General features: G+C 39.3%; 21 protein-coding genes. 12 read left to right on the top strand and 9 right to left on the bottom strand.

From position 1 onward, the window contains the following. Window positions 1-219 precede the first annotated feature (219 nt). The 5 genes from D1B32_RS00685 (at window position 220) to D1B32_RS00665 (ending at window position 5,118) form a co-directional block, all read left to right on the top strand. Window positions 220-1,971, top strand: a complete 1,752-nt coding sequence (locus tag D1B32_RS00685) for a sensor histidine kinase (protein ID WP_118888351.1) — start codon at window positions 220-222, stop codon at window positions 1,969-1,971. After that, window positions 1,959-2,690: a LytR/AlgR family response regulator transcription factor gene (locus D1B32_RS00680; RefSeq protein ID WP_118888350.1), complete on the top strand. Its 732-nt coding sequence runs from the start codon at window positions 1,959-1,961 to the stop codon at window positions 2,688-2,690. The genes D1B32_RS00685 and D1B32_RS00680 overlap by 13 nt, the downstream gene beginning before the upstream one ends. A 133-nt stretch (window positions 2,691-2,823) precedes the next feature. Next, on the top strand, window positions 2,824-4,275 hold the full coding sequence (locus tag D1B32_RS00675; protein ID WP_118888349.1) for a carbon starvation CstA family protein: 1,452 nt from the start codon (window positions 2,824-2,826) through the stop codon (window positions 4,273-4,275). 121 nt (window positions 4,276-4,396) lie between these two features. Then, window positions 4,397-4,843 (top strand): hypothetical protein, encoded by a 447-nt coding sequence (locus D1B32_RS00670; RefSeq protein WP_095310437.1) that lies wholly within the window; start codon window positions 4,397-4,399, stop codon window positions 4,841-4,843. Further along, window positions 4,831-5,118: a YxcD family protein gene (locus D1B32_RS00665; protein ID WP_095310420.1), complete on the top strand. Its 288-nt coding sequence runs from the start codon at window positions 4,831-4,833 to the stop codon at window positions 5,116-5,118. Before D1B32_RS00670 ends, D1B32_RS00665 begins: the two co-directional genes overlap by 13 nt. Before the next feature lie 106 nt (window positions 5,119-5,224). Here the strand turns inward: D1B32_RS00665 and D1B32_RS00660 are convergent, their stop codons facing one another. Continuing rightward, window positions 5,225-5,932, bottom strand: a complete 708-nt coding sequence (locus D1B32_RS00660) for an N-acetylmuramoyl-L-alanine amidase (RefSeq protein ID WP_240033692.1) — start codon at window positions 5,930-5,932, stop codon at window positions 5,225-5,227. Between the two features lie 317 nt (window positions 5,933-6,249). Between D1B32_RS00660 and D1B32_RS00655 the strand changes: the two genes are divergently transcribed. The 3 genes from D1B32_RS00655 to D1B32_RS00645 all read left to right on the top strand — a co-directional run bounded on the left by D1B32_RS00655 (window position 6,250) and on the right by D1B32_RS00645 (window position 8,984). Further along, window positions 6,250-7,650, top strand: a complete 1,401-nt coding sequence (locus tag D1B32_RS00655) for a purine-cytosine permease family protein (RefSeq protein WP_118888348.1) — start codon at window positions 6,250-6,252, stop codon at window positions 7,648-7,650. A gap of 282 nt (window positions 7,651-7,932) precedes the next feature. Beyond that, the gene (locus tag D1B32_RS00650) at window positions 7,933-8,475 is read left to right on the top strand and encodes a PadR family transcriptional regulator (RefSeq protein WP_118888347.1); all 543 of its coding nucleotides are present in this window, start codon (window positions 7,933-7,935) and stop codon (window positions 8,473-8,475) included. A 14-nt stretch (window positions 8,476-8,489) separates the two neighbouring features. Then, window positions 8,490-8,984, top strand: coding sequence for a DUF4188 domain-containing protein (locus tag D1B32_RS00645; RefSeq protein WP_118888346.1), 495 nt, complete (start codon window positions 8,490-8,492; stop codon window positions 8,982-8,984). 49 nt (window positions 8,985-9,033) lie between these two features. Here D1B32_RS00645 and dacB read toward each other — a convergent pair whose 3' ends face one another. Continuing rightward, window positions 9,034-10,569: a D-alanyl-D-alanine carboxypeptidase/D-alanyl-D-alanine endopeptidase gene (gene dacB / locus D1B32_RS00640; protein ID WP_118888345.1), complete on the bottom strand. Its 1,536-nt coding sequence runs from the start codon at window positions 10,567-10,569 to the stop codon at window positions 9,034-9,036. Between the two features lie 486 nt (window positions 10,570-11,055). Here dacB and D1B32_RS00635 point away from each other — a divergent pair, with 486 nt between their 5' ends. Next, window positions 11,056-11,712 (top strand): TerC family protein, encoded by a 657-nt coding sequence (locus D1B32_RS00635; protein ID WP_118888344.1) that lies wholly within the window; start codon window positions 11,056-11,058, stop codon window positions 11,710-11,712. A gap of 74 nt (window positions 11,713-11,786) precedes the next feature. Here the strand turns inward: D1B32_RS00635 and hprK are convergent, their stop codons facing one another. The 6 genes from hprK to D1B32_RS00605 all read right to left on the bottom strand — a co-directional run bounded on the left by hprK (window position 11,787) and on the right by D1B32_RS00605 (window position 16,693). Continuing rightward, entirely contained in the window at window positions 11,787-12,710 is a 924-nt protein-coding gene (gene hprK / locus D1B32_RS00630) for an HPr(Ser) kinase/phosphatase (protein WP_095310407.1), read from the bottom strand. 192 nt (window positions 12,711-12,902) lie between these two features. Beyond that, complete coding sequence (locus tag D1B32_RS00625; protein ID WP_095310405.1) at window positions 12,903-13,217, bottom strand: DMT family transporter; 315 nt, start codon at window positions 13,215-13,217, stop codon at window positions 12,903-12,905. After that, complete coding sequence (locus D1B32_RS00620; RefSeq protein ID WP_118888343.1) at window positions 13,217-13,564, bottom strand: DMT family transporter; 348 nt, start codon at window positions 13,562-13,564, stop codon at window positions 13,217-13,219. Before D1B32_RS00620 ends, D1B32_RS00625 begins: the two co-directional genes overlap by 1 nt. Window positions 13,565-13,637: 73 nt before the next feature. Further along, the gene (locus D1B32_RS00615; RefSeq protein ID WP_118888342.1) at window positions 13,638-14,216 is read right to left on the bottom strand and encodes a TetR/AcrR family transcriptional regulator; all 579 of its coding nucleotides are present in this window, start codon (window positions 14,214-14,216) and stop codon (window positions 13,638-13,640) included. A 628-nt stretch (window positions 14,217-14,844) separates the two neighbouring features. After that, window positions 14,845-16,065 carry a hemolysin family protein gene (locus D1B32_RS00610; RefSeq protein ID WP_095310399.1) on the bottom strand — a complete coding sequence of 407 codons (1,221 nt, stop codon included), beginning with the start codon at window positions 16,063-16,065 and terminating at the stop codon, window positions 14,845-14,847. Window positions 16,066-16,468: 403 nt separating this feature from the next. Then, a complete protein-coding gene (locus D1B32_RS00605; protein WP_118888341.1) occupies window positions 16,469-16,693 on the bottom strand; it encodes a dihydrofolate reductase family protein in 225 nt (74 codons plus the stop codon). Window positions 16,694-16,971: 278 nt separating this feature from the next. Between D1B32_RS00605 and D1B32_RS00600 the strand changes: the two genes are divergently transcribed. Then, complete coding sequence (locus tag D1B32_RS00600; protein ID WP_118888340.1) at window positions 16,972-17,742, top strand: hypothetical protein; 771 nt, start codon at window positions 16,972-16,974, stop codon at window positions 17,740-17,742. An 801-nt stretch (window positions 17,743-18,543) separates the two neighbouring features. On the opposite strand, the gene D1B32_RS00595 is transcribed toward D1B32_RS00600, so the two are convergent. Continuing rightward, window positions 18,544-21,753 carry a DEAD/DEAH box helicase gene (locus tag D1B32_RS00595; RefSeq protein WP_118888339.1) on the bottom strand — a complete coding sequence of 1,070 codons (3,210 nt, stop codon included), beginning with the start codon at window positions 21,751-21,753 and terminating at the stop codon, window positions 18,544-18,546. Between the two features lie 325 nt (window positions 21,754-22,078). On the opposite strand from D1B32_RS00595, the gene ahpC reads away from it, so the two are divergent. Together ahpC and ahpF are read left to right on the top strand one after the other, a co-directional pair. After that, a complete protein-coding gene (gene ahpC / locus D1B32_RS00590; protein WP_095310391.1) occupies window positions 22,079-22,648 on the top strand; it encodes an alkyl hydroperoxide reductase subunit C in 570 nt (189 codons plus the stop codon). An 86-nt stretch (window positions 22,649-22,734) separates the two neighbouring features. After that, window positions 22,735-24,264: an alkyl hydroperoxide reductase subunit F gene (gene ahpF, locus D1B32_RS00585; RefSeq protein ID WP_118888338.1), complete on the top strand. Its 1,530-nt coding sequence runs from the start codon at window positions 22,735-22,737 to the stop codon at window positions 24,262-24,264. Window positions 24,265-24,347: the final 83 nt, after the last annotated feature.

The following is a 24,347-nucleotide window of genomic DNA, read 5'->3' as shown; positions in this document are numbered from 1 at the left end:
TGCTTTTAGGTGAATGCCTTTTTATGTTGCCTTCCCGATTCCCTTAAAATTATAGGCTTTTAACCATATGGGAAGTGAGAGCATGCGCACCTAAGAAAAATTGGAATGCAACCCCAAAATGTATCTTATTCCCCAATTTTCAAACATATCCGAACCTGTTATACTTATTGAAAACCCTTACCTATTCACTTGATTTCAATTGTAAAAAGGAGGCTTTCGATGTTCGAATTATTGGTGACATTGGTAGAACGCGTGGGAATTATTGTAACAATCGCCTTTATTTTAACGAGATTTCACTTTTTCCGGAACATGTTTTATCAAGATCAGCTTAATCGGAAGCAGCAGCTTACCGCCATTATTTTCTTTGGATCCTTTGGGATTATTGGTACATATACAGGATTGAGCTTAAGCACAGAAAGCCTCCAATTTAACCGCTGGGCAACCGATTTGACGACCGAAGAAGCACTTGCCAACTCAAGAGTGATCGGCATTGTGATTGCCGGCCTGCTCGGTGGTCCTAAGGTCGGTATTGGCGCAGGGCTTATTGCTGGTCTGCATCGATTTACATTAGGTGGTTTCACAGCCATTGCTTGTGGAATAGCTACCATCATTGCAGGCATTCTAGCAAGTCTGTTTCATAAGAAAAACAAGCGTATAAAGCTGCGTAGTGCCTTCTTAATTGGGGCATTAGCAGAGACAATCCAAATGCTTATCATTGTCCTCGTCGCACGTCCTGTGGAGCAAGCGTGGGCTTTAGTAAATATCATCGGTGTTCCGATGATTGTAGCGAATGGAATGGGCACGGTCCTTGTTCTTTTAGTAATCAAAAGTGTCCTCCGTGAAGAAGAAAAGGCAAGCGCCATGCAAGCCCAAAAAACATTACGAATTGCCGATATGACGCTTGCACATCTGCAAAGCGGGCTCCATATTAATTCCGCGGATGCAGTGTGCCGTATTATTCATAACGAACTAAAAACAAGTGCCGTTTCCATAACGAATAAAACCGAAATACTTGCACATGTTGGTCTTGGACATGATCATCATCAAAAAGAAAAGCCAATCCAGACGCAGATTACACTCGATGCCATTAAGCGCGGTGAAATTCTTATTGCCAACCCAGATTCGATTCATTGCTCGGTAGAAGGCTGTCCTCTTGGAGCAGCCGTTATCGCACCCTTAAAGCAGCGCGGTGAAACAATTGGCACATTAAAATTTTACTTCCAGTCTGAAAATGATCTGACGAATGTGAATATCGAACTTATCAAAGGCCTGAGTTCGATGATGAGTCACCAGCTTGAAGTGGCACACGCAGACAGGGCATATCAGCTAGCAAAAGATGCCGAAATAAAAGCGTTGCAAGCACAAATCAGCCCGCATTTTCTATTCAATACATTAAACACAATTGTTTCATTGATTCGCCTTAACCCAGCTAAAGCACGGAAAATGCTTGTTTCGTTATCGCATTTCCTCCGGCAAAATTTATCCGCTACAACACAGGAAGTAACTACACTGGAGCAAGAATTGAAGCACGTGAAAGCCTATTTAGCATTAAATAAAGAGCGGTTTTACGATAAATTAAACGTGAACTATACGATCGAAAAGGATATCCTTTCGCACCATATTCCACCGCTCACGCTTCAGCCAATCGTTGAGAATGCGATCACCCATGGATTTAAAGATAAAGAAAGTAATTGTAACCTGGAAATCGTGATGAAGAAGCAACGAGAAGTTATTTATATTAGCATCGAGGATAATGGAAAAGGAATGAGTAAAGCGGCAGCAGCCAAGATACATCAAGCACCAATTGATTCTGAAACTGGAAGCGGCCTAGCACTTTATAATGTTAATCGAAGGCTGAGTATGATGTTTGGACAGCATGCATCACTTCATGTAACAAGCAGTATCGAGAGCGGTACGAAAATTCATTTCACTCTACCGTATGAGGAGGTTAAGAAACAGTGGATCAGTTAATCCGAGCACTCGTCGTTGATGATGAGCCTTACAACCGAAAGGAATTAAAGCATTTATTAGGTAACTTTCCCCACCTTCAAGTTATCGAAGAAGCGGAATCAGGGGAAACAGCTATTATGAAGACGATTCAGCATCAGCCAGATGTCGTCTTTCTTGATGTGGAAATGCCAAAAATGAGTGGAATGGAAACAGCAAAAGCAATCAAGGAACTTAAAAAAGCACCATTGGTTGTCTTTGCTACCGCGTATCCACAGTTTGCTGCCGAGGCGTTTCGCTATAATGCGGTGGATTATTTACTTAAGCCTTATGATGAAGAGCAATTACAGGAGACAATCGAACGGATTGAAAAAAAACTCGGAGCAACAATTGAAGCAGATACAGGAAAACAGGCCGGAAAACTTGCTGTAGAAGCAGACGGAGATATCTTTTATGTTGAACCCGAGGATATTTTATATATGTCGAGAAGCGATAAACGAACCAAGCTCGTTACCAAGAGCGGCGAATTTGAAACAAAGATTGCCCTTAAAGACTTAGAAACTAGACTTCTAACGTATGGTTTCTTTCGAATTCATAAAAGCTTCTTAGTCAATTTAGAGTATGTCACACGACTTACCCCATGGTTTAACGGTGCATACCACTTACAATTAGAAGGAAGTGACGATACGTTATCTGTAAGTAGAAATTATGTAAAAGCATTACGTAGTCGACTGGAAATCTAACAACTTGCATCTTAATCCAGTCAGCTGACATGATAATTCGAAATGATTACCTTTTACGCCCAATTCTCCCCTACTGTCCTTTGATTCTTTTATACTATTATGAAACCGGATTCATAAAAGGAGGAGACGCAGGTTGTATACATTTCTTGCAGGTATTGCACTATTAATTATTGGTTATTTTACGTATGGGAAATTTATTGAAAAGCTCTTCGGTGTTAAAGATGAGCGTCCAACACCTGCCTATGTAAACAGTGATGGTGTGGACTATATTCCGATGAGCACACCAAAGAATTCACTCATACAGCTACTGAATATCGCTGGGACAGGCCCCGTATTTGGTCCAATTATGGGTGCACTTTATGGACCAGCAGCATTTATTTGGATTGTTGTCGGGTGTATTTTTGCAGGGGCAGTTCATGATTATTTGACAGGAATGATTTCTATCCGAAATCGTGGCGCTCATTTGCCAGAGCTTGCCAGTAAGTTTCTTGGAAAGGTTATGAAGCATGTCGTAAATGGCTTTGCTGTTCTGCTTTTATTATTAGTTGGTACGGTATTTGTTTCCACACCAGCCAGCTTGCTTCACCTGCTCACAGATGGAAGTGTGGCATTATGGATCTTTATCGTAGCTATTTTTGCTTATTATATTATCGCTACACTACTTCCGGTAGATAAAGTAATTGGACGCTTATACCCGTATTTTGGTGCCTTGCTGTTAATTAGTGCACTTGGTGTAGGGATAGGTTTAGTTGCTACAAATGCACCAATTCCAGAGCTTTCCTTCCAGAATTTCCATCCTGAAGGGGCAGCTATTTTCCCACTGCTATTTTTCACTATTTCTTGTGGTGCGCTGTCTGGATTCCATGCGACACAAACACCAATTATTTCCCGTACAACCAAAAGGGAAAAAGAAGGCCGTAAAATTTTCTATGGCATGATGATTGCAGAAGGAATCATCGCAATGATTTGGGCTGCTGCGGCAATGAGTATGTTCAATGGCTATAACGGATTGAATGAAATCTTAGCAGCTGGTGGCCCCGGAGCAATTGTTAGTGAGTCATCAACTATTCTTCTAGGTGCAATCGGTGGAACGCTTGCTGTACTTGGTGTCGTTGTTCTACCAATCACTTCCGGAGATACTGCATTCCGAAGTGCACGGATGATTATCGCAGATTACTTAAACATCGCACAGAAAAAGTTTTCAAGTCGCATGTGGATTGCCGTACCACTTTTCGTCGTTTCCGCTGTCTTAACACAGATTGACTTTAACTTATTGTGGCGATATTTCAACTGGGCAAACCAATCAACAGCCGTCATTGCACTTTTTGTAGGAGCGATGTATCTATATATAGCACGGAAAAACTACTTTGTGGCATTAATCCCTGGAACATTCATGCTCGTGATGGTAATTACCTATATTTTATCACAGCCAATAGGATTTAATTTACCAATGAACATTTCATGGGCTGGCGGATTTACCGGAGCAGCAATCATTGTCCTATTGTTCTTTATGGCCGCTAAGAAAGCAAGAGCAAGTAATATCCCACTGGAAATTGATGTTTCGGACTGGAAGCGAGCTTCTTAGGAAGAAGCCTACACCTGATAAAGGCGTTCAGATAACTTATCTGGATGCCTTTTAAAATCGTGCAATACAATAAATTATAGTATAATAGACTATGATACAATTTATGAAGGAGATTAAAGAAATGAAGAAGATTTTAACAGCTTTGATTACCGCAACACTTCTATTTTCACCAATTGGAAATATTATTTTTCAAGATCACACCATTACGGTTGAAGCAAAATCCTATAAATCTGGAAAGAAAGGCTTCAATTTCAATTCAAACAAAAGCAACACAAACAACAATAACTCTCTTTTTCAAAACAATAAGAACAACAATAGTAAATCAACCACGAATACAAATAAAAGCGGTGGATTGATGTCAGGCGGTCTTATGAAAGGGCTCATGCTAGGAGGTCTTGCTGGGCTGCTATTTGGTGGTTTATTAGGAAACTTAGGCATGCTCGGTTCTTTAGTAGGACTAGCTGTAAACATTCTAGCAATTGTTATTCTCTTTGCGATTGTCCGTAAAATTTTCACCTTCTTCACGAAGAAGAAAAAGGATGAGGATGCAAATCCATGGAGAAGCTAATTCTTTCAGAACAGGATATTATTAATGCCATTTGTGTGTATACCGCTCGCAAAAAGCAAGTTGAGCCAGATGAAGTGGAAGTAGAGCTGATGTATGACGATGATACTGGCTTCTCTGCTGAAGCATTCGCCGGCGGTCGTAAGCAAGTTTTGGTTACAGGAAATATTATCGAAGCGTTACGACTATGGCTTGATGAATTTTTAAATGAGGACCCATTTGCTGGCATTAAGCTCGAATTAGATGATGAAGCTGGGATTATTGCAAGAATTCGATAGAATGAAAGACGATGGAGTAATATCCATCGTCTTTTTCGATTGGTAGAACATTTACCTCGGAGCTTGGTAGTATTATTAAACTTGCTGACCGAACCTGATCCAAATCCTAATATCCTATTCTACCCCAATCAAATAGTGAACCAGGATCATTTTTTCGATCTGGAGCATATTCATCGTGACCGATAACATGCTCCCTATCCCTTTTGACCTCTGGGTATCGATCATGAATGGTATGTAGTAAGCTTTTTAGCGACTCATATTGTGCATCTGTATATCCGATAAAAGAATTGTCAAGCGCATCGTATGTATCTTCTGTAATAAAGGTGGACATTTCTTCCTTCGTTCCAATAGCCAGCAGCTCAATTCCAATCGAATAGGCATTCAATTTATTTTCATACGCTGGAAAACGCGACAAGCTCCCTGAACCTGCATGATAAGCAATACGATCCTCTTGTACAAACTTGTAAATTACTCCTTCCCGATCTATCACATAATGCGCGGAAACACCATAATCTATAAAAATCTTATGGGTATCCTCTACCTGATATGGAGTGTGCGGCTTTTCTGTAACGTTACTACTAAAATGAAGCATCACATGGCTAATTGGTGTTGAACGCGTTTCCGAGTTTTCTAGCGGAAGCAGGTAATCTTTTATTTCTAATTCACCATAAGATATATCCGCCATGCCAGCATCCATTTCCTCGTCTTTCGCTACAGCCTTCTCCCTTTTTTCCCACAGGTAAAAAACAGATAAGATGAGAAGCAAGATTGCCCCAGTGACTACGACAATAACTTTTAAATTTGTATGAATCATCTCCGTCTAGCGCTCCCCTTTAGTAGTTATTTAAACTCAGAAAATAATTATGAATAGTCTCTTTTTCCCATATACTAATATAGCACATTTTAACTAATTTCCGTTTATCGACACATTCCTTTTGAATAAGCAAGTTTTTTTATATAAAAGAACGTATTTTAATGTGATTTTTCTGTTCCAACCCATGATACGTTCGGAAATTTTGCTTTTCCACTCAAAAAATGTTATAATTTTATTTAGGTGCTTTTTTGTAAATGGCCTTCATTCTACGAATACACATTGTGAATAAATTCACAAAAGGATAGGAGATGATATGTATGAGATCTGTTAACACTACAGATCACAAAGTCGAGGATAATAATAGTGATGACTACTCATTAGACCGGGTACCTCGTGAGAAAAGAAATATGGGATGGTTAAGTATTACGAATATTACATTTGGAATTGCCACCGCAATCTTCTACTTCCAAATGGGAAGTGTCATGGCACTGCAATTTGGTGCAGTTAACGCAATTATATCAGCAATTTACGCAATCATTGTCGCTGGAATTTTGGGAACGTTTATCGCTTATTTATCTGCTAAATCAGGAATGAACGTGAATTTATTATCCAGAGGTGGTGGGTTTGGCTATATTGGCGCCTCTTTGACCTCATTTATTTACGCCACTAATTTTATTATGTACTGCGCGCTAGAAGGCATGATTTTAGTCGCTGCAGTCCACTATTTTATGCCTGCTGTCCCAGAGTGGGTATTAATCGTAGTCTTTGGTTCCATTGTTATCCCCTTAAACTGGTTTGGAATCAAGCAATTAGATAAGCTACAAAAATGGTCACTGCCAATCTTCTTTATTTTTCTTGCAGCAGCAATTGTAATGGCTACACGTACACCTTCCTTGTACGAAGGAACCTTCTGGTCTTATATGCCTGAGGGCGTTCAAGTTGGTGGAACAGCATTATTACTATGTATCGGTATGCAACACGGTATTATGGGACTAACTCCATTACTAGCGTCCGACTATGCACGTTTCTTAAAACCTAAAGATATGAAACTCGGAATATTTGCCATCGGATTTATCCCTCAGATTTTCTGTTTTGGAGTAATGGGCGGACTTGGAATCTGGTTTGGTGTTCGTCTAGGTGAACCTAACCCAGGTGTTTATATCGTATTGCTACTCGGAATTTGGGGCGCTTTATTCACGATTCTTACACAAGTACGAATTAACATTACGAACATATATAGTGGATCCTTGTCGCTTTCGAATTTCTTTGAAAACATTTTCAAATTTACGCCAGGTCGCCGTTTCTGGGTTGTTGTAACCGGGGTTGCTTCTATGATATTAATGCTTGTAGGCATTGTGAATCACTTAGAAGTAGTAATGACCTTCCAAGGGGTATTCCTCTTAACTTGGGCTGCTATTTTAGTTACAGATGCCGTTGTTGTGAAGCGCATCTTGAAAATTGGACCAGGCTATTACGAGGCAAGACAAGAGAACTTGCATAAATGGAATCCAGTAGGTGTGTGGTCATTAGTCATTGCTAGTGGATTAGGAACAATTGCTGCCTTAGGATTCTTAGGTACATTCCTGCAAAGCACTGCTGCATTCTTTGCTGCAATTCTTGCCGCCATCCTTACTGTAGTAATTGCAATTGCTACAAAAGGGCGCTACTACATTAAACAAGAGAATACTAATGTCGATCGACAAGATTATATCGCGTAACTTATTAAACCCTTCATTGCATACGCAGTGAAGGGTTTTTTTATGACTTTGTTGCCTATCACATTTTTCGTAGCAGTGTCCAAATAGTTCTTGTCGTACCATTGTCGAAGTCCAGCACTTTTGATTTAAACTTCAGCATTTAAATCCAAACGGGCAGATAGCACACATTGTATGAGGGGCCCATCTTCACAAGTTAATTTTCAGAAAATTAACTTGTGCTTTTCTTCCGTTTATTATATCATATATCTAAAAGATATATATCACTTAGATAGGATGAATCCATTGAAAAAATACAATCACACAACGTACACCATTCTTGGCATACTAACAACCGAGTGTAGATCCGGTTATTCCATCAAACAGTTCATTGATCGAAGCCTGCGTCATTTCTGGAAAATCAGTTATGGACAGATTTATCCGACATTAAAAATCATTGTCGAGGAGGGGTTAGCAACCGTTCAAACCACTACACAGGAGGGTAAACCCGATCGAAACGAATATTTCCTAACCGAGAAAGGGAAACATGTCTTAACCGATTGGCTGGAAAAGCCAATCGAAGAGGTCCCCGTGGAACGAAATGAAGTCTTGCTGAAGTTATTTTTTGGACGCCATCAATTGAAGGAACATACATTACATCTGCTGGAAAATTACCAGAATCAATTAGAAGAACGTTATCTGCTTTATAAAAGTATTGAAGAAAACATTTCTACTACTAGTCAAGGACACCAGGATGCACAGTATTGGTTGTTCACCTTAGACTACGGAAAACGAATCACACGTGCTTCAATTGACTGGTGTGAATCTACTATTAACAAAATTTCATAGAGGGAGGTTTTATGATGGCTCAACATATTTACGAAGGTAGTTATACAACAGAAAATAGTGATACCATTGTTGTTTTCTTAATCGGTATGCGAATTAATAAGCGACTCGCTGTAAAAAAGTGGCTTCCCGTATTTAATGCTATGCCAGGAATGATAAAGGAGCTCTATACAAACAAAGAGGAACTTGGTTTTTTATCAATGGAAAGCTACTTCGGTCTCCGAACGACAGTGATGATTCAATACTGGCGTTCAACTGAAGATTTACTTGCGTATGCAAAAGGAGAAAAACACCTGAAGGCATGGAAAAATTTCAACAAGAAGGTTAGAAACAACGAAGCGGTCGGGATTTATCATGAAACCTATGAAGTAAAAGTAGCGAATTATGAATCCATTTACCGAAACATGCCAGTCTATGGACTTGGCAAGGCCATGAAGCATATTCCGATTACCCCGGAACATCTTTCTGCCAAGCAACGGTTGAACAGAGATCTAAAAGCAATTAATGGATAAAAGTAGGAAGGCTGTTCCGCTCATGATGAGTGGAACAGCCTTTTATAAGTTATTCCTGAAATTCATGTCCAGCAAGCATTGTTGCAATCTCATTTTCGATCGCTTGTATATTTCCACTTGAACCTAAATAGTTGTTTATAAGGATGGAGAAAATCAGTTCCTCACCGTCCAGACTTGTGACATAACCAGATAAGGTAGAAACACCCGTTATTGAGCCAGTTTTTGCAGTAACGTTTCCTTTCGCAGGTTCTGTCGTCATTCGATTGCGCAATGTCCCGCCAACGAGCCTTTCCGTCACCCCAGCAACTGGAAGGGATTGCTGAAATGCCGGGAACCAGTCTTTATTCTGTGCCTCGAACAGAAGCTGTGTTAAATCATTGGATGGGATGAGATTTTTATGCGACATTCCGGAACCATCACGGAGTAGGATTGTATCTTGATTCACGCCAAGCTCCATTACAACATCCTCTATCACCTCAAGTCCCTTATCCCAGCTGCCCTCACTATGAACAACTTTGCCCATTTCCTTCGTTAAAACTTCACCATGACCATTGTTACTTAATTTCATAAATGGAATGAGCAATTCAGAAAGCGGCATAGAATCCTTGGAGACGAGAACCTGTGCATGCTCAGGAGCCGATTCGAATGCTTCCTCAGATCTACCTACAAATTTGATTCCTTGTTCTTCTAACGCTTTTCGGAACACGGATAAAGCATACCCCGCCGGCTCCCATACCGATGCCCATGAACGTGATAACGTTCCACCTACAGGCATGTCCCCTTCCACAATAATTCGATTTGATCCATGTTCACGTTCAATCGAAATTTTCTTTGTTTCTCCTGCTGGAACCATCTTTGTCCGATTCACGATCTTTACATAATCTGTTTCTGGACTAACATTCACGAGTGCCTTCCCTTCCGCTTTCTTGGCAGGAGTAACTTCGACAATCACTGTACCCGCATCGTAATCTTCATTCGGGGAAAGTGTTAAAGCAGAGACTTGTGCGCCCGTGTAAAAAGGTTCATCCGACCAATTTAGGTCTTGTGAAAGCCGAACATCATCATACCACGTGTCATCAGCAATTAGTCTCCCCTTAATATTACGAATCCCCTGTGCTTTTAGATCCTTAGCAAATTGATCAAGATCAGCTTTTAATAGCGTCGGGTCTCCTTTACCTTTCAAATACAGATTCCCAAGTAGAACTTCTCCCCGTTGCCTGCCATCGGTTAGCACTTCGGTCCGGAATCGATAATCTGCTCCAAGCGTTTCCAATGCCGCTGCTGCAGTAAGTAGCTTCATGTTGGATGCCGGATGGAGGCGGATATCTCCATTCTCGGCAAATAGGATTTCCCCAGTTGCGGCGTGCCTTACCGTGACTCCCGTGATCCCTCCATCAAGACGGTTATTCTCTAGGATTACTTCCATCTTTTCTGCTATAGACATATCTCCTGAAAATGCCATTTCTGTTCGCTCATCGGATGCTTGTATAAACAGAGGCTCGTCCTGATTTACCAATGGAATAATAGCAACAATAGCAATCAAAAGGAAAAGCAATGATCTTTTTACAAAGGTTTTTGACTTCATCAATTCACCCACACCCTTTATTTTAGAATATTTTAATTATACAGTAAAAAGATCTATAGAATAGCTTTCTTTTACAAAAAGGCGACTTAATCCCTGGAAAAGTAATAAAACAGGTCTACAAGCCTAGTCCGCCTTACAACTAGTATCTCTTAGAATAGCATTATAAATAACAGTTCTTTAAGTGCTTTTTTTCTCATAAAGATAATGATGAGGTGGTGTGAGCATGCTGGTCGGAGAGTTTCTTTGGATTTTGATGAATTAGCTGCGGTGGGCGGCTTATTTTGAGCTTTGGTGCCTTAGCGGCGCGGGAGGATGGCTTATTTTAGATTTTGGTGCGTTAACGGTGCTGGAGGGTGTTTTATTTTGGACTTTGGTGCGTTAACGGCGTGGGATGGTGGCTTATTTTGGATTTTAGTGCGTTAGCGGCGCGGGATGGCGTGCTATTTCTAAGCTTCTGGACAAGCCGACGCAGAGGGGGAATCATATTTGGAGCTACTGGAACCAATGTTAAAAATTTTGATCATTAATATTTTACTGAGCGGTGATAATGCGATCGTTATTGCGATGGCAAGCAGGAATCTGCCAGAGCATTTACAAAAAAGAGCTATTAGATGGGGGACATTCGGTGCAATTGCATTACGTATATTATTTGTCTTTCTAATGATCAACCTACTGCAATTACCCTTTATTCAGTTAATTGGCGGCATTATGCTTTTAATCGTGGCCTACAAATTATTAGTAGACAAGCATGAAAACGATAATGTAAAAAGTGGTGAATCATTAAGAGAGGCTGTAACAATCATAATCTTTGCAGACGTTATTATGAGCTTGGATAATGTACTAGCTGTTGCTGCGGTTGCCGATAGTGACTTAATTCTTGTTATAGCAGGTATTATCCTCAGTATCCCTATAATTCTAACCGCAAGTGAATTTATCCTAAAGCTGATACAAAAATATCCGATTATCATTTATCTGGGTGCCGCACTCTTAGCCTGGACAGCAGGCGAAATGATGTTAAAGGAAGAACGTGTTACCCAATTCTTTGAACTGCATGGTCTGTCAGAACTTCTCCTCTTAATCGCGATTACGATACTCACACTGATAATCGGTGGACTTAGGCGAAAACAGAATTTAATCACGTAAATAAAAAACACAGGAACCAATCCATGGATCCTGTGTTTTTGCACTGCTCAAAGCTTTCAATAATATAATATTTCTTAACGATTATTCCCATTATCGTTTTCAATCCGGTTCATAAAATCCTCTGCAGCACTGTAGCCTTGCTGCTTTAAATACCAATTATTTGCCGCTGCTTCGATTAATCCTGCGACATCTCGTCCTGGCTGCAGCTGAATTTGAATATGCGGAATTGGCACACCCATATAATCGGTAAATCTTGTTTCCAATTCGAGCTCATTATTTAGCGCATTTTCTTTCCATCTCGTTAGCTCGATATCTAAAGCAATCCTTGTTTCTTCTTGAAAAGATTTTCTTCCGTACACACGAACAACATTTAATAAGCCTACACTTCTTAACGCCAGGAATTCTTTGTTATTTTCATCATGGGTACCTAGGATTGTCTTATGGCTTAGCTTTTTCAAAACAACAATATCATCTGCAACCAGGCGATGACCTCTACCAATAAGTGTATGTGCTGTTTCGCTTTTTCCAACACCGGATTCCCCGCGGAGTAAAATTCCAATCCCAAATACATTTAGGCAAACACCATGCAAGGCCATTTCTGGAGCCAAGGACTTGGTCAAGTATGCATCCATTTTGGCAATGAAATCTGTCGTAGATTCCTTTGTCCGCAATAATGGAATCTTTTCTTTCGTGCAATACTGTTTTAAATAAGTAAGCCCACCCTGTCCAGCAGTAACAATAAAACATGGAGGATGGTAGTTAACCACATTCCCGATCCGCAATTGCCGCTCTGAATCACTTAGCTGGTGTAAATATGTAATCTCCTTCTGGCCGAGGATTTGAACACGTTCCATTGGAAAAAAATCGAAATAACCGATAAATTCCAGACCTGGACGGTGGGTCCGTAACCTTGTAATTGACCGATTCAATTCATTTTCTCCAGCCAGTACCTCCAATGAAAACTCACGCACTAATTGCTCAACCATAATTGATTTCATTCGCTTACACCTCCATCTTCAAAAGTATTCTTTCTTAATTATACTGTAAAATGGAAATAGCTGCGAAAGAATATACTTCATTAAATATTAAATGTGTATTTATGAAATTGATTTGATGGTGCAGCTTTTGAAGCAGGTGATGGCCCCCCTTAATGAATAAAGAGAGGCACATAGCTAGTAGTTTCATTCCGATTATGACAAAGCTTTTAAGCCGGTAACACCAATTACAATAGCAAGTAAGCTTATAATTCGTGGTATGCTTTTCGACTCTCCAAAAAACAGCATATTTAATAAAACAGCTCCAGCAGTTCCAATTCCTATAAAAACAGAGTAGGCAACACTCACAAGTAAATACTCAAAAGATGCATATAACAGGATAAAGCTCATTCCTAATCCACCTAAATAAATAAAGCCATTTCGGAACCGCTTCTTTTCACTATATAATCGCAAGCCCAACACACCAATCATCTCAAATACAGATGCTCCAGCTATCAATAACCAGCCCATTAGTTAACTTCCCCTTTCTCTTCTGTAGTTGACGGGTTATCAAACAATTTCAATCCAATAACACCCACAACAAGTAATGCCATAAAAGCAATTTTTCCGATGCTGAGACTTCCACCAAATAAATAAACATCCATCAGCGCAGTTCCTACTGTTCCAGCAGCAGCGAAAATCGCATATACAGTTCCGGTTGGAAGTCCTTCACACGCTTTGGATAAGAAGTGCAAATCTAATAAAATAGCTGAGATTATAAGCATCCAATGCCACCATTCTGAAGCTGTATTAAAGCCATAAATCCAAATTAATTCAAACAAGCTTGTTAGCACGACATAAATCCATGCTTTATTCATCGTAAAACCTCCAACATATAATGAATGACTGTCAGTCATTTTTAACCATAAAAAACCTCTGAGTTTGAGGTCTTCATTGTTTTTTGTACAGTGCATGCTTCATAAATTCTAATACTTCTTGTTTCTTTTTAACAGCTTCTTCTTTACTTAGCTGATCATATAAGTAAACTTGCTCTGCTGCAGATTCAATTAAACCAATTACTAGCTTTACACTTGGCTCGATAGATAAGTCGTCTCGAAGTACTTCTTTTGCCTTTGCCTGTTTAAAAAAAGCACCCATCCACTCGTAGTATGGTTGATAAATCTTTTCCCACTGCTGTAAATACTCACTAGAAGCGAGACCCGCATATACCATGGCGAATATGGAACGATAGGATTTCGTAATATCAAAAACAACATCAACAACCTGTTCAAGCTGTTTATCAAATAGACGTGTTTCATTTACACGCTCCTTCATTTCTTCCATCATTTTTTCTACCATAACTTCCGCTATTGCAGGCATAACCGAAAGCTTTGAGGAAAAGTATAAATAAAACGTTCCTTGCGCAATTCCAGCACCTTTTACAATATCGGATACTTTCGTTTTCTCAATTCCCTTCTCCTGAAAAACATCAATTGCAGCATGTATAATCTTTTCTTTTTTATTATCCACGTAAAAACCTCCTTACATGAAATACTACAAAACACAAACTGACTGACTATCAGTCATTTTATCTCATATACATATATTTGTCAAAGCTGCAGAAATTAAAGGCTTTCCACAGGTTCAATTTCAATTCATACTATTGTTTGATTTACTGCATTTAAAATAGCTTTTTAAGATGGTAAAGTTAGGAACTAAAGTGCAAGTGCCCGGTTAGTGAAGTGCAGACTGCGCCCCGAACTGTGGGGAAGGCGACTTGTCGGACATTCCTACGAAAGACATAAAGGAAACGCGCCCCTTTAAGGGCGACGTTAGGCTTTAGCTAAAGTTTAGTCGGCTATCCTTTACCTAAAGTCGATGCCCGATTTCACCTGTGAATAAGCCTCATGAAAATTCTTGACGCACTCCTTTAAAATACACATTTAGCTGGTCGGGACAGTCTTGCATTGCTATTGGAATTTCATCCTGTATCACGTTCTTTATTCTATCTCATTCGACAAACAAGATAGAATAACCCCCTTCATCTGACCCTGTAATTTCAATAATTCCGATTGGTGATTTTTAATCTAACTGATAGCATCCCATATTTCATACCACCCCACCAACAAACTTACATAAAGCTACCTATACAAATTCATTATTTAATAATTTGAACATACTTAATCGCTCTGTTTTCAATTTCCAAAATTTTAAACGTAAGATTTTCTCTTTCAATTACGTCGCCTTCAATCGGAAAATCGTTGAATTCCTTCAGTAAATAGCCGGCAAGTACATCCTCTTCCTCCGGTATGTCTGTTTCAAAAATGACATTTAATCGATACAATGGAATTTTACCATCACAGATAATTTCTGTTTCCGTTAATTTTTCTACAAGTGCATTGTTTTCCAAATCCATTTCATCTTCAATTTCCAAACCGATCATTGCTTCAATAATATCCTCGTGTGTTAAAATCCCTTCAGTACCACCGTATTCATCCAGCACAATTGCGATATGCTTTTTTTCTTTTGTCATTTTGCGAAAAACCCACTCAATCGAGTGGAATTCATAAACAACCAGTGGCTCTAAATCACTATAATGCTGCAAGGACATCTCAGGTTCTGTCGACCATGATAACAGGTATTTCGAATGAAAAACACCAACTATCGTATCAATATCCCCTTCATAAACAGGATACCTTGTATAGGGGTTCTCGATTGCAACATCTCTTACCTCGTCATAGGTTGCCGTATTCGGTAATGCCACAATTTCCATTCTTGGTGTACTCAGTACATCTTTTACATTTAAATTATAAAAATCAAGAACCCCTTTTATTCGGTGGGATTCGTCCCGCTGAAACATTCCCTCAGAGTCGGCAATATCAACCATTGCTCGTAATTCCTCTTTTGAGAAGGAGGCATCATTGACTTCTCCTTTTGATAGTACCCTCGTAATAAATCCTGTCATTGCATTAAGTACAATTGTTACTGGCTTTAAGACGAATATAACAACCTGAATGATTGGAAACACCATGCTGGAAATACGATCTGGAAAGGCTGCAGCAATGGACTTTGGAAGTACCTCTGAAAATATAATAATGGTAACCGTCAATATTGCTGTAGCAATTGCCACATCGAAGCCATATTGAATAGCAAGCGTCGTTACCAGCGTTGGCAAAACGATATTCGCAATATTATTTCCAATTAAAATCGATGTAATAAACTCACTCGGCTTAGAAACCAAATGTAAAAGCTTCTCTGCCTTTGTATCCCCGTTTGCAGCCCTTGTTTGCAGCTTCATTTTATTGGTTGCTGTAAGCGCTGTTTCACTTCCCGAAAAGAAAAATGAGACAAATAATAAAAAGATGATCGCAATGATCACTAGTTAATTCCTCCTTGTATCAGTCGAATGCCATTTTGCATAAGCCTTTAATAAATAATAGGTAATTTTATCGTATCCGATTTACAACAAAATATAAAGGATAATGATGTTGGGCTGGATTACTTCCTCTTGTTTAGGAAAACTATTTGAACAGGTATGTATTATAACCTTTAAAATTATTTCTCAAATCTATCGTAAAATTAAAAAACGATAAAAAAGAGCTGATCACTTAACGAAACCACCAAATTCGTTTATACATCCCCTCCACTCTCTTTTGCTGATAATTCCCATCTGATTCATGTGATTCTATCCCCAAGCACAAAACGGAAGACACGCTAGTATAAGAGATTATACTTCAGATGGATACATCAAAACCTTCAATCACTTGCTTGATCCTCAAGTATTATTTGCTCTGTTCCAATCCGATCAAATAAACGAATGCTCTGCCAAGTAAAACAGGAGCTACATGAAGGTGCAGTTCATCAAGTAGCTTCGCTTTCATACCATGTTGCGCAATATTAGCGATTCCAACACTAACATTTTTCCCTATTGCAGCTTTTTTGCCTTGCTGTACAGCTGCGATAAAATCATCTAATGACATCGAAATATCAAGAATTACTTTTCTCATCAAATAAGCACCTTTCCTCATAATTCAGTCTTTCTTAAATGCTTTTTGTAATTATCCACTTCCTTCGCTCGAAACTTCAATTATATATGCTGTTACTGCTTGAATTTTGTTTCTATTGAACGATTTGTAGCCACTCTTCTCATGGGCTCAAACAATACGTGAAACAATTTTCTCATAATTTTTAAAAATAATTGTTGTAATTCCCTACTTTATATATACAATTAAATTATAGCATGACAAAATCTTCCAACGGAATTATAAAAAGAGGGAAAATACCGATGAATCAGAAATTATTAAAACCTTTTGTTATTCTTATTTGTCTTTGCGTAGCAATACCTCCTTTCAGCTTAGCAAGTGCTGAGTCTCGAAATGAAGAACTTAATGAAGACGAGGAAATCGCAATTGACGACGAATTATCTGAAGATGAAGAAATCGAACTAGATGAAGGGCTGTATGATGGTGAGGAAGTAGTTCTTGACGAATTTATTGACCCAATTGTATTGTATTACGAGGATTTTGAAAGTGAAGAAGAATTAGATGCAAAAGTAACGGAACTTCTTAATGATGAGTCAGTATCAGGAGTTCAGGTTATATCTAAAGCAGAAGACAGTATGATAGGCCCACGAGCTGTTCGATTACCAGGAAAATGGTATACACACGGTGCAGGAAGAATAAAATACTATAAATTGAGTGATTCATATGGGCCTATAATCAATAGCGTTGCTGGTGATCCAGGAGTAACGATGAAACTTAGTTATAATAAGAAGCATTCGGCTACTTATTCTGGTGACTTCGGCTTAAATTCAACGATTGTTTCTTTGACCGTTGGCTTTAACGTTACATCTTCTTATTCTGTTTCTTACTCTGGGTCTTATAAAGTACCTACTAATGCTAACAATAGAACAGTAAAAAGAGCTACAGTTAGTTCGAAATTGATATATCAAAGACGTTCCTATACCGTTGTAAGTCCAAAGTATCCAAAAGGAAAAACGGGAACAGCTAAAAAGCCTATCGGCGTTTATTACCAAAAGAAATTAACTTATAAATAATAATTTAAAGACTGCCTGTATGGCAGTTTTTATTTTGGATAAAAATAAAGGTGTTCTCTCCCCTACTCTATTTTATTTTCTAATTGTCCGCAATATTACTTAGGATATTTACAATTAAGAGTTATTTGTCTAATTTAGAGTCTATTGATTTTTGAATTTCGGATTTTTGTTCTTCTGATAATCATCGAAATGATTTGATTAGTTCTGATTCTTGATTGTCTTTAGGCATATAACTACCTTCACTAATTAAACTTGATTCTACTAAAAGCATTCCAAGCCCATAAATTGCTATCGTTACTACGATTGAAGTAAATCCTATTGCCCCTACCCTTTCAACCTCACTGTATACTTCTCTTTTCCCAAGTAAAATTATTATTGTTGCAAATAAAGAAAATAATTTTGAACTGTCTGCTATAAATATTACATGCTTACTTAGTTTTTTATTTTTATGTTGAACAGTCTAATTAGTGTTTCGTATATTGTACTGCAAATCGATCCACATTGATTATTATTGCTTAAATAGACTTGAATTAGTGATGATATTGCCAGCTTTTGATTATTTATACTAAAATGGATAGTAAGGATAAAACCTTTAATATCAAGGGTTTTAGCTACTTTCACTCTATTTGTTTCCTATCAAATCTTCTCAAAAGGAACGTATGATATCCACTTGACCGGACAAGGCGACAATGTTCAGTCACCATATCCTACTCAATTATCTTGAAAAACCAATTACATTTAAGACAAAATTACTTGTCTTTATTAAATAGTACTTAAGCAAAGCACTGAACACATCCAAACTCACAACATCAAAATCTCCCGAATATCTTCCTCTGTAAGAGATGTCACAGACTTATTTTGTGGATCAATCATTTCTTCAATGAGACTCCTTTTTTGCTCCTGCAGCTCATTCATTTTTTCCTCAACCGTACCTTTTGCGACGAGCTTGATAACCTGCACCTCATGCTCCTGTCCAATCCGATGTGCACGGTCCGCAGCTTGCTCTTCGACGGCTGGATTCCACCATAAATCGTATAGAATTACGGTGTCGGCACCTGTCAAATTAAGCCCTGTCCCACCTGCTTTTAAGGAAATCAGGAATAGATTACGTTCTCCTTGGTTAAATCGATTCACACGTTCTATTCGTTCTGCAGATGGTGTCTGACCATCAAGGTAAAAGTAGTCTACACCCTGTTTCGTAAGCTCTCGTCCGATAAGCGCAAGCATTTTCGTAAACTGGGAAAAAATAAGTACCCTTCTACCTGCAAGCCTGGACTCTTCTAACAACTGTTTTAGCTTTTCAAATTTAGCTGATTTCCCTTCATAACCTTCAACAAATAAATCGGGGTGGCAGCAAATCTGGCGCAGTCGCGTTAAGCCCGCTAAAATACGAATCCGGTTCTTTCGTATCGTGTCTTTATCCAAATGCTTCAATGTTTCGTGACGCAGTTTTGCTAGATAAGCACCATATAGCTTCTTCTGCTCCGGCAACAATTCTACTGTTTCGATCCATTCCACTTTCTCCGGCAGCTCTGTGAGCACATCCTCTTTTACCCGACGGAGGAGAAACGGACGTATTCGGCGGGCAATTTGTTTTCGATTCAGGTTGCTGTATTCCTTTAGACTACGGAATAAATCTGGAAAAACAACATGGAAAATTGACCACAGTTCTTCTAATGCATTTTCGATTGGTGTACCAGTTAGTGCAAAACGATAATCCGCCTGCAGTTTCTTCACCGCTCTAGCAGTCTGGGTCATCGGGTTCTTAAATGCTTGAGCCTCATCGAAAAACACCGTATGAAAGGTTTGCCTCTTAAACCACTGGACCTCACTCCGTAATAGCGGGTAAGAAGCAACGACAACATCACTATCCATCACCCATTTTTTTATTTTCTGACGTTCTTCCTTCGTTCCATCAAGAATTGTCGCTTGGATGTTTGGCGTAAATTTTTCTATTTCATTCAGCCAGTTATACGTTAACGATGCCGGACAGACAATTAAAACAGGAATATTTTTCTTCCGAATAACCGCAAGCTCTGACTGAATAAACGTGATGCTTTGCAATGTTTTCCCAAGTCCCATATCATCAGCAAGAATCCCGCCAAATCCGAAGCTTGCCAATGTCTTCATCCACTGAAAACCGATTCGTTGATAATCTCGTAGCACATGCTGCAAATTTTTCGGAACCGGAAATTTATCTAAAACCGGATTTTCAATCTGCTGTAAAAATGTTCGGAATGACGCTTCAAGTGAAAACACGGTATCTGCTGTAGTATCAAGCAAGCGGAGTCCTTGAATAACCGGAACTTGAATACCTTTTTCCAAATCTTCCTCTTCTTGCATTGGTACAGCATGTAAGAAACGCTGAATCTCTTTAAACTCTCTCGTTTCAAGTGATAAAAGCGCCCCATCTCGCAAGCGATAATATTTTCGCTTTTCTTCCAAAGCAACTAAAATCTCCCTAATATCCTTCTCAGGAAATCCTTCCATCTCAAACTTAAATTCCAGCCAGTTGACCCGGTCCTTTTTAGCCTTCACTTTTATCCTTGGGGGAACCGGTGCCTTCATAACCCGAAGTCGAATAGCCGTTGTGGCGTACACGTTTACAAGCTTTTGCAGCTTTGGAAGAATATAATGTAAAAATTCATATTCGAGCTCTTCATTATGGAGGAAGTAACCACCGTCTGTCGTAGCAAACTGACCTGCTTCCATCAGCTCCAAAATCTCATTTTCCTTTTCTACATCCCGAACAACAAACGAGCTATCACGGAGTCCATCTTTATCTAATGGATTGAGCACATTATTTTCATACTGGAACTCGAGACTAGCAAGCAAACGATTTTTCAATCTGTCTAAATATAACTTTGCCGTTAATGGTGTTTTTACTAAGTGATTGCTAATATCTCCAGACAAATGGACCGTTCCGATTTTCTTCAATCCCGGTGCTACCTTATCGACAATAAAACCTGCTTGATGCTCTGGGATAGGGATTTGATTTGTTCCAGCTGTATCCAGCATACGCTTTAAGTTTGTGAGTGATTGATAAGCATCTCTTCCTAACGGTGTCAATTTGCCAGATACAAATACATTCCGATAGGCATGGAGCAATGTTAAACGTTCCATTCCTTTCACAGTTAATGTATAGTCTTGCTGGTCTGCTGGTGCAAAATCAAACTGCAATGGCAGCATAGCTTTTGAAAGATGGATTCCCTTAAAGCTTTTTCCTTGAACCATAATCGTCACATCTGATATATCTTGCAGCAACGTTACTAACCGTTCCCAGGCAGATGGCGGAAGAGGTAAGACATCCTTACCAATCGGCTTATTCTCATAATTCCAGGTTGTATCTGACTCTTCCTTTTCATCACGAATCACTTGGTAAAGCTCCTGCAAAACGGCGTCCATGTCAGGCATAAAGCAATGCATTTCCGGGTCAAACGTGAACATTTTCGATAGAGCAAAAGGCTTTCCTTCTCTAATTTGCTGCAAAAAAGCTCGAATATTACGTACTGTTGTTGAGCCAACCCGAACTTCCATGCCAAACAGCTGCTGATCTTCATTCATGGTGATAAGCTTGCATGTGAAATGGAGCGGCAGGACTTCCCGATTTTCAAAATGCCGTTGGTGTGCGCTTGAACGGATGGAATGGTTATCAAAAATTTTCACAAGGTCATCTGCCAGCGCTTGATTCTCTCGACTTTCGAATGCCTTTCCTGGCGCAGTTCCTTTTCGCTGTTCATGTTGAATAGCAAGCAAAACAGCTGCAACATGCTGACAATCCTTCGTATACGATGCTAAAGACGGACAGCTGCAAGTGGCTTTCAATGTTTGATGATCCGCTTGTTCAACCGTCACATAAAAATCTTCTGCCCCCGTAACAATTGCTTCGCACCTCTCATGCGTATAGGTTTTCAACGTAACTTTATTCGATCGATAAAAAGAGTCCCCTTTTTTATAGGAGACCATTCCGCACATATCTTCAATTTTTTTGTTGGTCAATTTAATATTCAACAGTCTCGCCCGCTTTTTTTGATATTAATTTGATTGTAACACAAGTACACAATAGGAATGTATTGAATTCTGTTTGAGTAAAGAAGTTAATAAAATAGCTCTTTATAAAGTATCTCGAAAAATGATCTATGCTATAATTACAGTACTTCAATGTATTTGTGAATAATTTCGCAAATTACCTGGTTAAACATTGACAACAGGTATATTCTATACAATAATGAGTGTTGCATTAGAATTATTATAGTTAACCGACAACACCAATTTTCGTCGTTATAAAATGTAACTATATTATTCTAAATAGTATAAAAACAGGAGGAACATATACATGTCTCTAATCGGAAAAGAAATACAGCCATTTAAAGCATCAGCATACAATAGCGGTAACGGAGAATTTATCGAAATTACCGATGAAAATATGAAAGGTGGGTGGAGTGTTGTTTGCTTCTATCCAGCGGACTTTACTTTCGTTTGCCCAACAGAGCTTGAAGACCTGCAAAACCACTACGCAGAATTGAAAAAATTAGGTGTTGAAGTATATTCTGTATCAACTGACACACATTTCACACATAAAGCATGGCACGATCATTCAGATGCAATCAGCAAACTTGAATACATTATGATCGGTGACCCTTCACAAAAAATCTCCCGCGGCTTTGATGTACTAGATGAAGAAGCAGGTCTTGCACAACGTGGTACATTCATCATTGATCCAGATGGTGTAGTACAAGCAGCAGAAATTAACGCTGACGGTATCGGCCGTGACGCCAGCACACTTGTTGGAAAAATTAAAGCAGCACAATACGTACGTAACAATCCTGGTGAAGTTTGCCCAGCTAAATGGGAAGAGGGTTCTGAAACACTTAAACCAAGCCTTGATCTTGTAGGAAAAATATAATAGGTAGTTTAAAAATCTGGTGAAAAGGACAGTCTTTCGGTCCTTTTCATCCTCTTTTTGAACATTTAATATAAGGAGTAGAGTCAATGTTACTAGATGCGGATATTAAAGCACAATTAGCGCAGTACCTTCAAATGATGGAGGGTGACGTACTTCTCAAAGTTAGCACTGGATCGGATGATATCTCCCGTGACATGCTGACGTTGGTAGAAGAGTTAGCTGCAATGTCATCGAAAATTAAAATTGAACACACCTTGTTAGAAAGAACACCGAGCTTTAGTGTCAACCGTATTGGTGAAGATACCGGTATCACGTTTGCTGGTATCCCGCTCGGACATGAGTTCACTTCCTTAGTGCTCGCACTACTTCAAGTAAGTGGAAGAGCTCCAAAAATTGATGAAAAAGCGATCGAACAAATCAAAAATATAAATGAAGATTATTACTTTGAATCTTACATTAGCCTGACCTGTCAAAACTGTCCAGAAGTTGTCCAAGCATTGAACGTGATGAGTGTATTAAACCCACGCATCTCCCATACAATGATTGATGGTGCAGCTAATAAAGAAGAAGTTGAAGCGAAAAACATCATGGCAGTACCTACTGTGTACTTAAACGGGGAAGAATTTGGCGGTGGCCGGATGACTGTGGAAGAAATCCTTGCTAAGCTAGGAAGCGGTCCAGACGCATCAGAATTCGCTGATAAAGACCCATATGATGTACTTGTTGTCGGTGGTGGACCAGGTGGAGCAAGTGCAGCAATTTATGCAGCACGTAAAGGTATCCGAACGGGTATTGTTGCAGAGCGCTTCGGTGGCCAGATTTTGGACACAGCAAGCATCGAAAACTTCATCAGTGTAAACCGTACTGAAGGACCTAGACTCGCTGCAAACCTGGAAGAGCATGTTAAAGATTACAATATCGATGTCATGAACTTACAGCGTGCAGCACGTTTAGAAAAGAAAGACATGATTGAAATCGAGCTGGCAAACGGCGCTGTTCTGAAGAGTAAATCCGTTATCCTTGCAACAGGAGCTCGCTGGCGTAATATTGGCGTTCCTGGCGAAGCTGAATTTAAGAATAAAGGGGTAGCATACTGCCCGCACTGTGATGGTCCACTATTTGAAGGAAAAGATGTAGCTGTTATCGGTGGCGGTAACTCCGGTGTGGAAGCAGCCATTGACCTTGCTGGAATCGTGAATCACGTGACAGTGCTTGAATATGCATCAGAAATAAAAGCTGATTCAGTGCTTCAAGATCGCCTCCATAGCCTGCCAAATGTCACGGTGGTTAAAAATGCGCAAACAAAAGAAATTACTGGAACAGACAACGTAAACGGTATTACGTATGTTGAACGTGAGACAGGTGAAGAAAAGCATATTGAACTATCGGGTGTATTCGTTCAAATCGGGCTTGTACCTAACACAGACTGGTTGGGCGACGCCGTTGAACGTAATAAATTTGGTGAAATCGTAATTGATGCTCGCGGCGCTACAAACGTCCCAGGCGTATTTGCTGCAGGTGACTGTACAACAGAACCATTTAAGCAAATTATTATTTCCATGGGATCAGCTGCAACTGCATCGTTAAGTGCTTTTGATTATCTTGTTAGAAATTAATTTGGATTTGTGTTTGTACGCTGGAACGCATCCTAACCAAATAACTACCTAATAAAAGTCACTTTGTTACTTGATAGCAAAGT

It is taken from the genome of Oceanobacillus profundus (assembly GCF_003515705.1).
GTDB classification, from domain to species: Bacteria; Bacillota; Bacilli; order Bacillales; family Amphibacillaceae; genus Oceanobacillus; species Oceanobacillus profundus.
The sequence above is the reverse complement of the archived record's forward strand: the minus strand, read 5'-3'. Positions and strand labels throughout refer to the sequence as shown.

Bases quoted from the DNA above. Each gene is read 5' to 3' on its own strand.
- D1B32_RS00685 (WP_118888351.1), top strand. From the start codon at position 220: ATGTTCGAATTATTGGTGACATTGGTAGAACGCGTGGGAATTATTGTA.
- D1B32_RS00670 (WP_095310437.1), top strand. From the start codon at position 4,397: ATGAAGAAGATTTTAACAGCTTTGATTACCGCAACACTTCTATTTTCA.
- D1B32_RS00665 (WP_095310420.1), top strand. From the start codon at position 4,831: ATGGAGAAGCTAATTCTTTCAGAACAGGATATTATTAATGCCATTTGT.
- D1B32_RS00660 (WP_240033692.1), bottom strand. From the start codon at position 5,932: ATGATTCATACAAATTTAAAAGTTATTGTCGTAGTCACTGGGGCAATC.
- D1B32_RS00655 (WP_118888348.1), top strand. From the start codon at position 6,250: ATGAGATCTGTTAACACTACAGATCACAAAGTCGAGGATAATAATAGT.
- D1B32_RS00645 (WP_118888346.1), top strand. From the start codon at position 8,490: ATGGCTCAACATATTTACGAAGGTAGTTATACAACAGAAAATAGTGAT.
- dacB (WP_118888345.1), bottom strand. From the start codon at position 10,569: ATGAAGTCAAAAACCTTTGTAAAAAGATCATTGCTTTTCCTTTTGATT.
- hprK (WP_095310407.1), bottom strand. From the start codon at position 12,710: ATGAAATCAATTATGGTTGAGCAATTAGTGCGTGAGTTTTCATTGGAG.
- D1B32_RS00625 (WP_095310405.1), bottom strand. From the start codon at position 13,217: ATGGGCTGGTTATTGATAGCTGGAGCATCTGTATTTGAGATGATTGGT.
- D1B32_RS00620 (WP_118888343.1), bottom strand. From the start codon at position 13,564: ATGAATAAAGCATGGATTTATGTCGTGCTAACAAGCTTGTTTGAATTA.
- D1B32_RS00605 (WP_118888341.1), bottom strand. From the start codon at position 16,693: ATGAGAAAAGTAATTCTTGATATTTCGATGTCATTAGATGATTTTATC.
- D1B32_RS00600 (WP_118888340.1), top strand. From the start codon at position 16,972: ATGAATCAGAAATTATTAAAACCTTTTGTTATTCTTATTTGTCTTTGC.
- ahpC (WP_095310391.1), top strand. From the start codon at position 22,079: ATGTCTCTAATCGGAAAAGAAATACAGCCATTTAAAGCATCAGCATAC.
- ahpF (WP_118888338.1), top strand. From the start codon at position 22,735: ATGTTACTAGATGCGGATATTAAAGCACAATTAGCGCAGTACCTTCAA.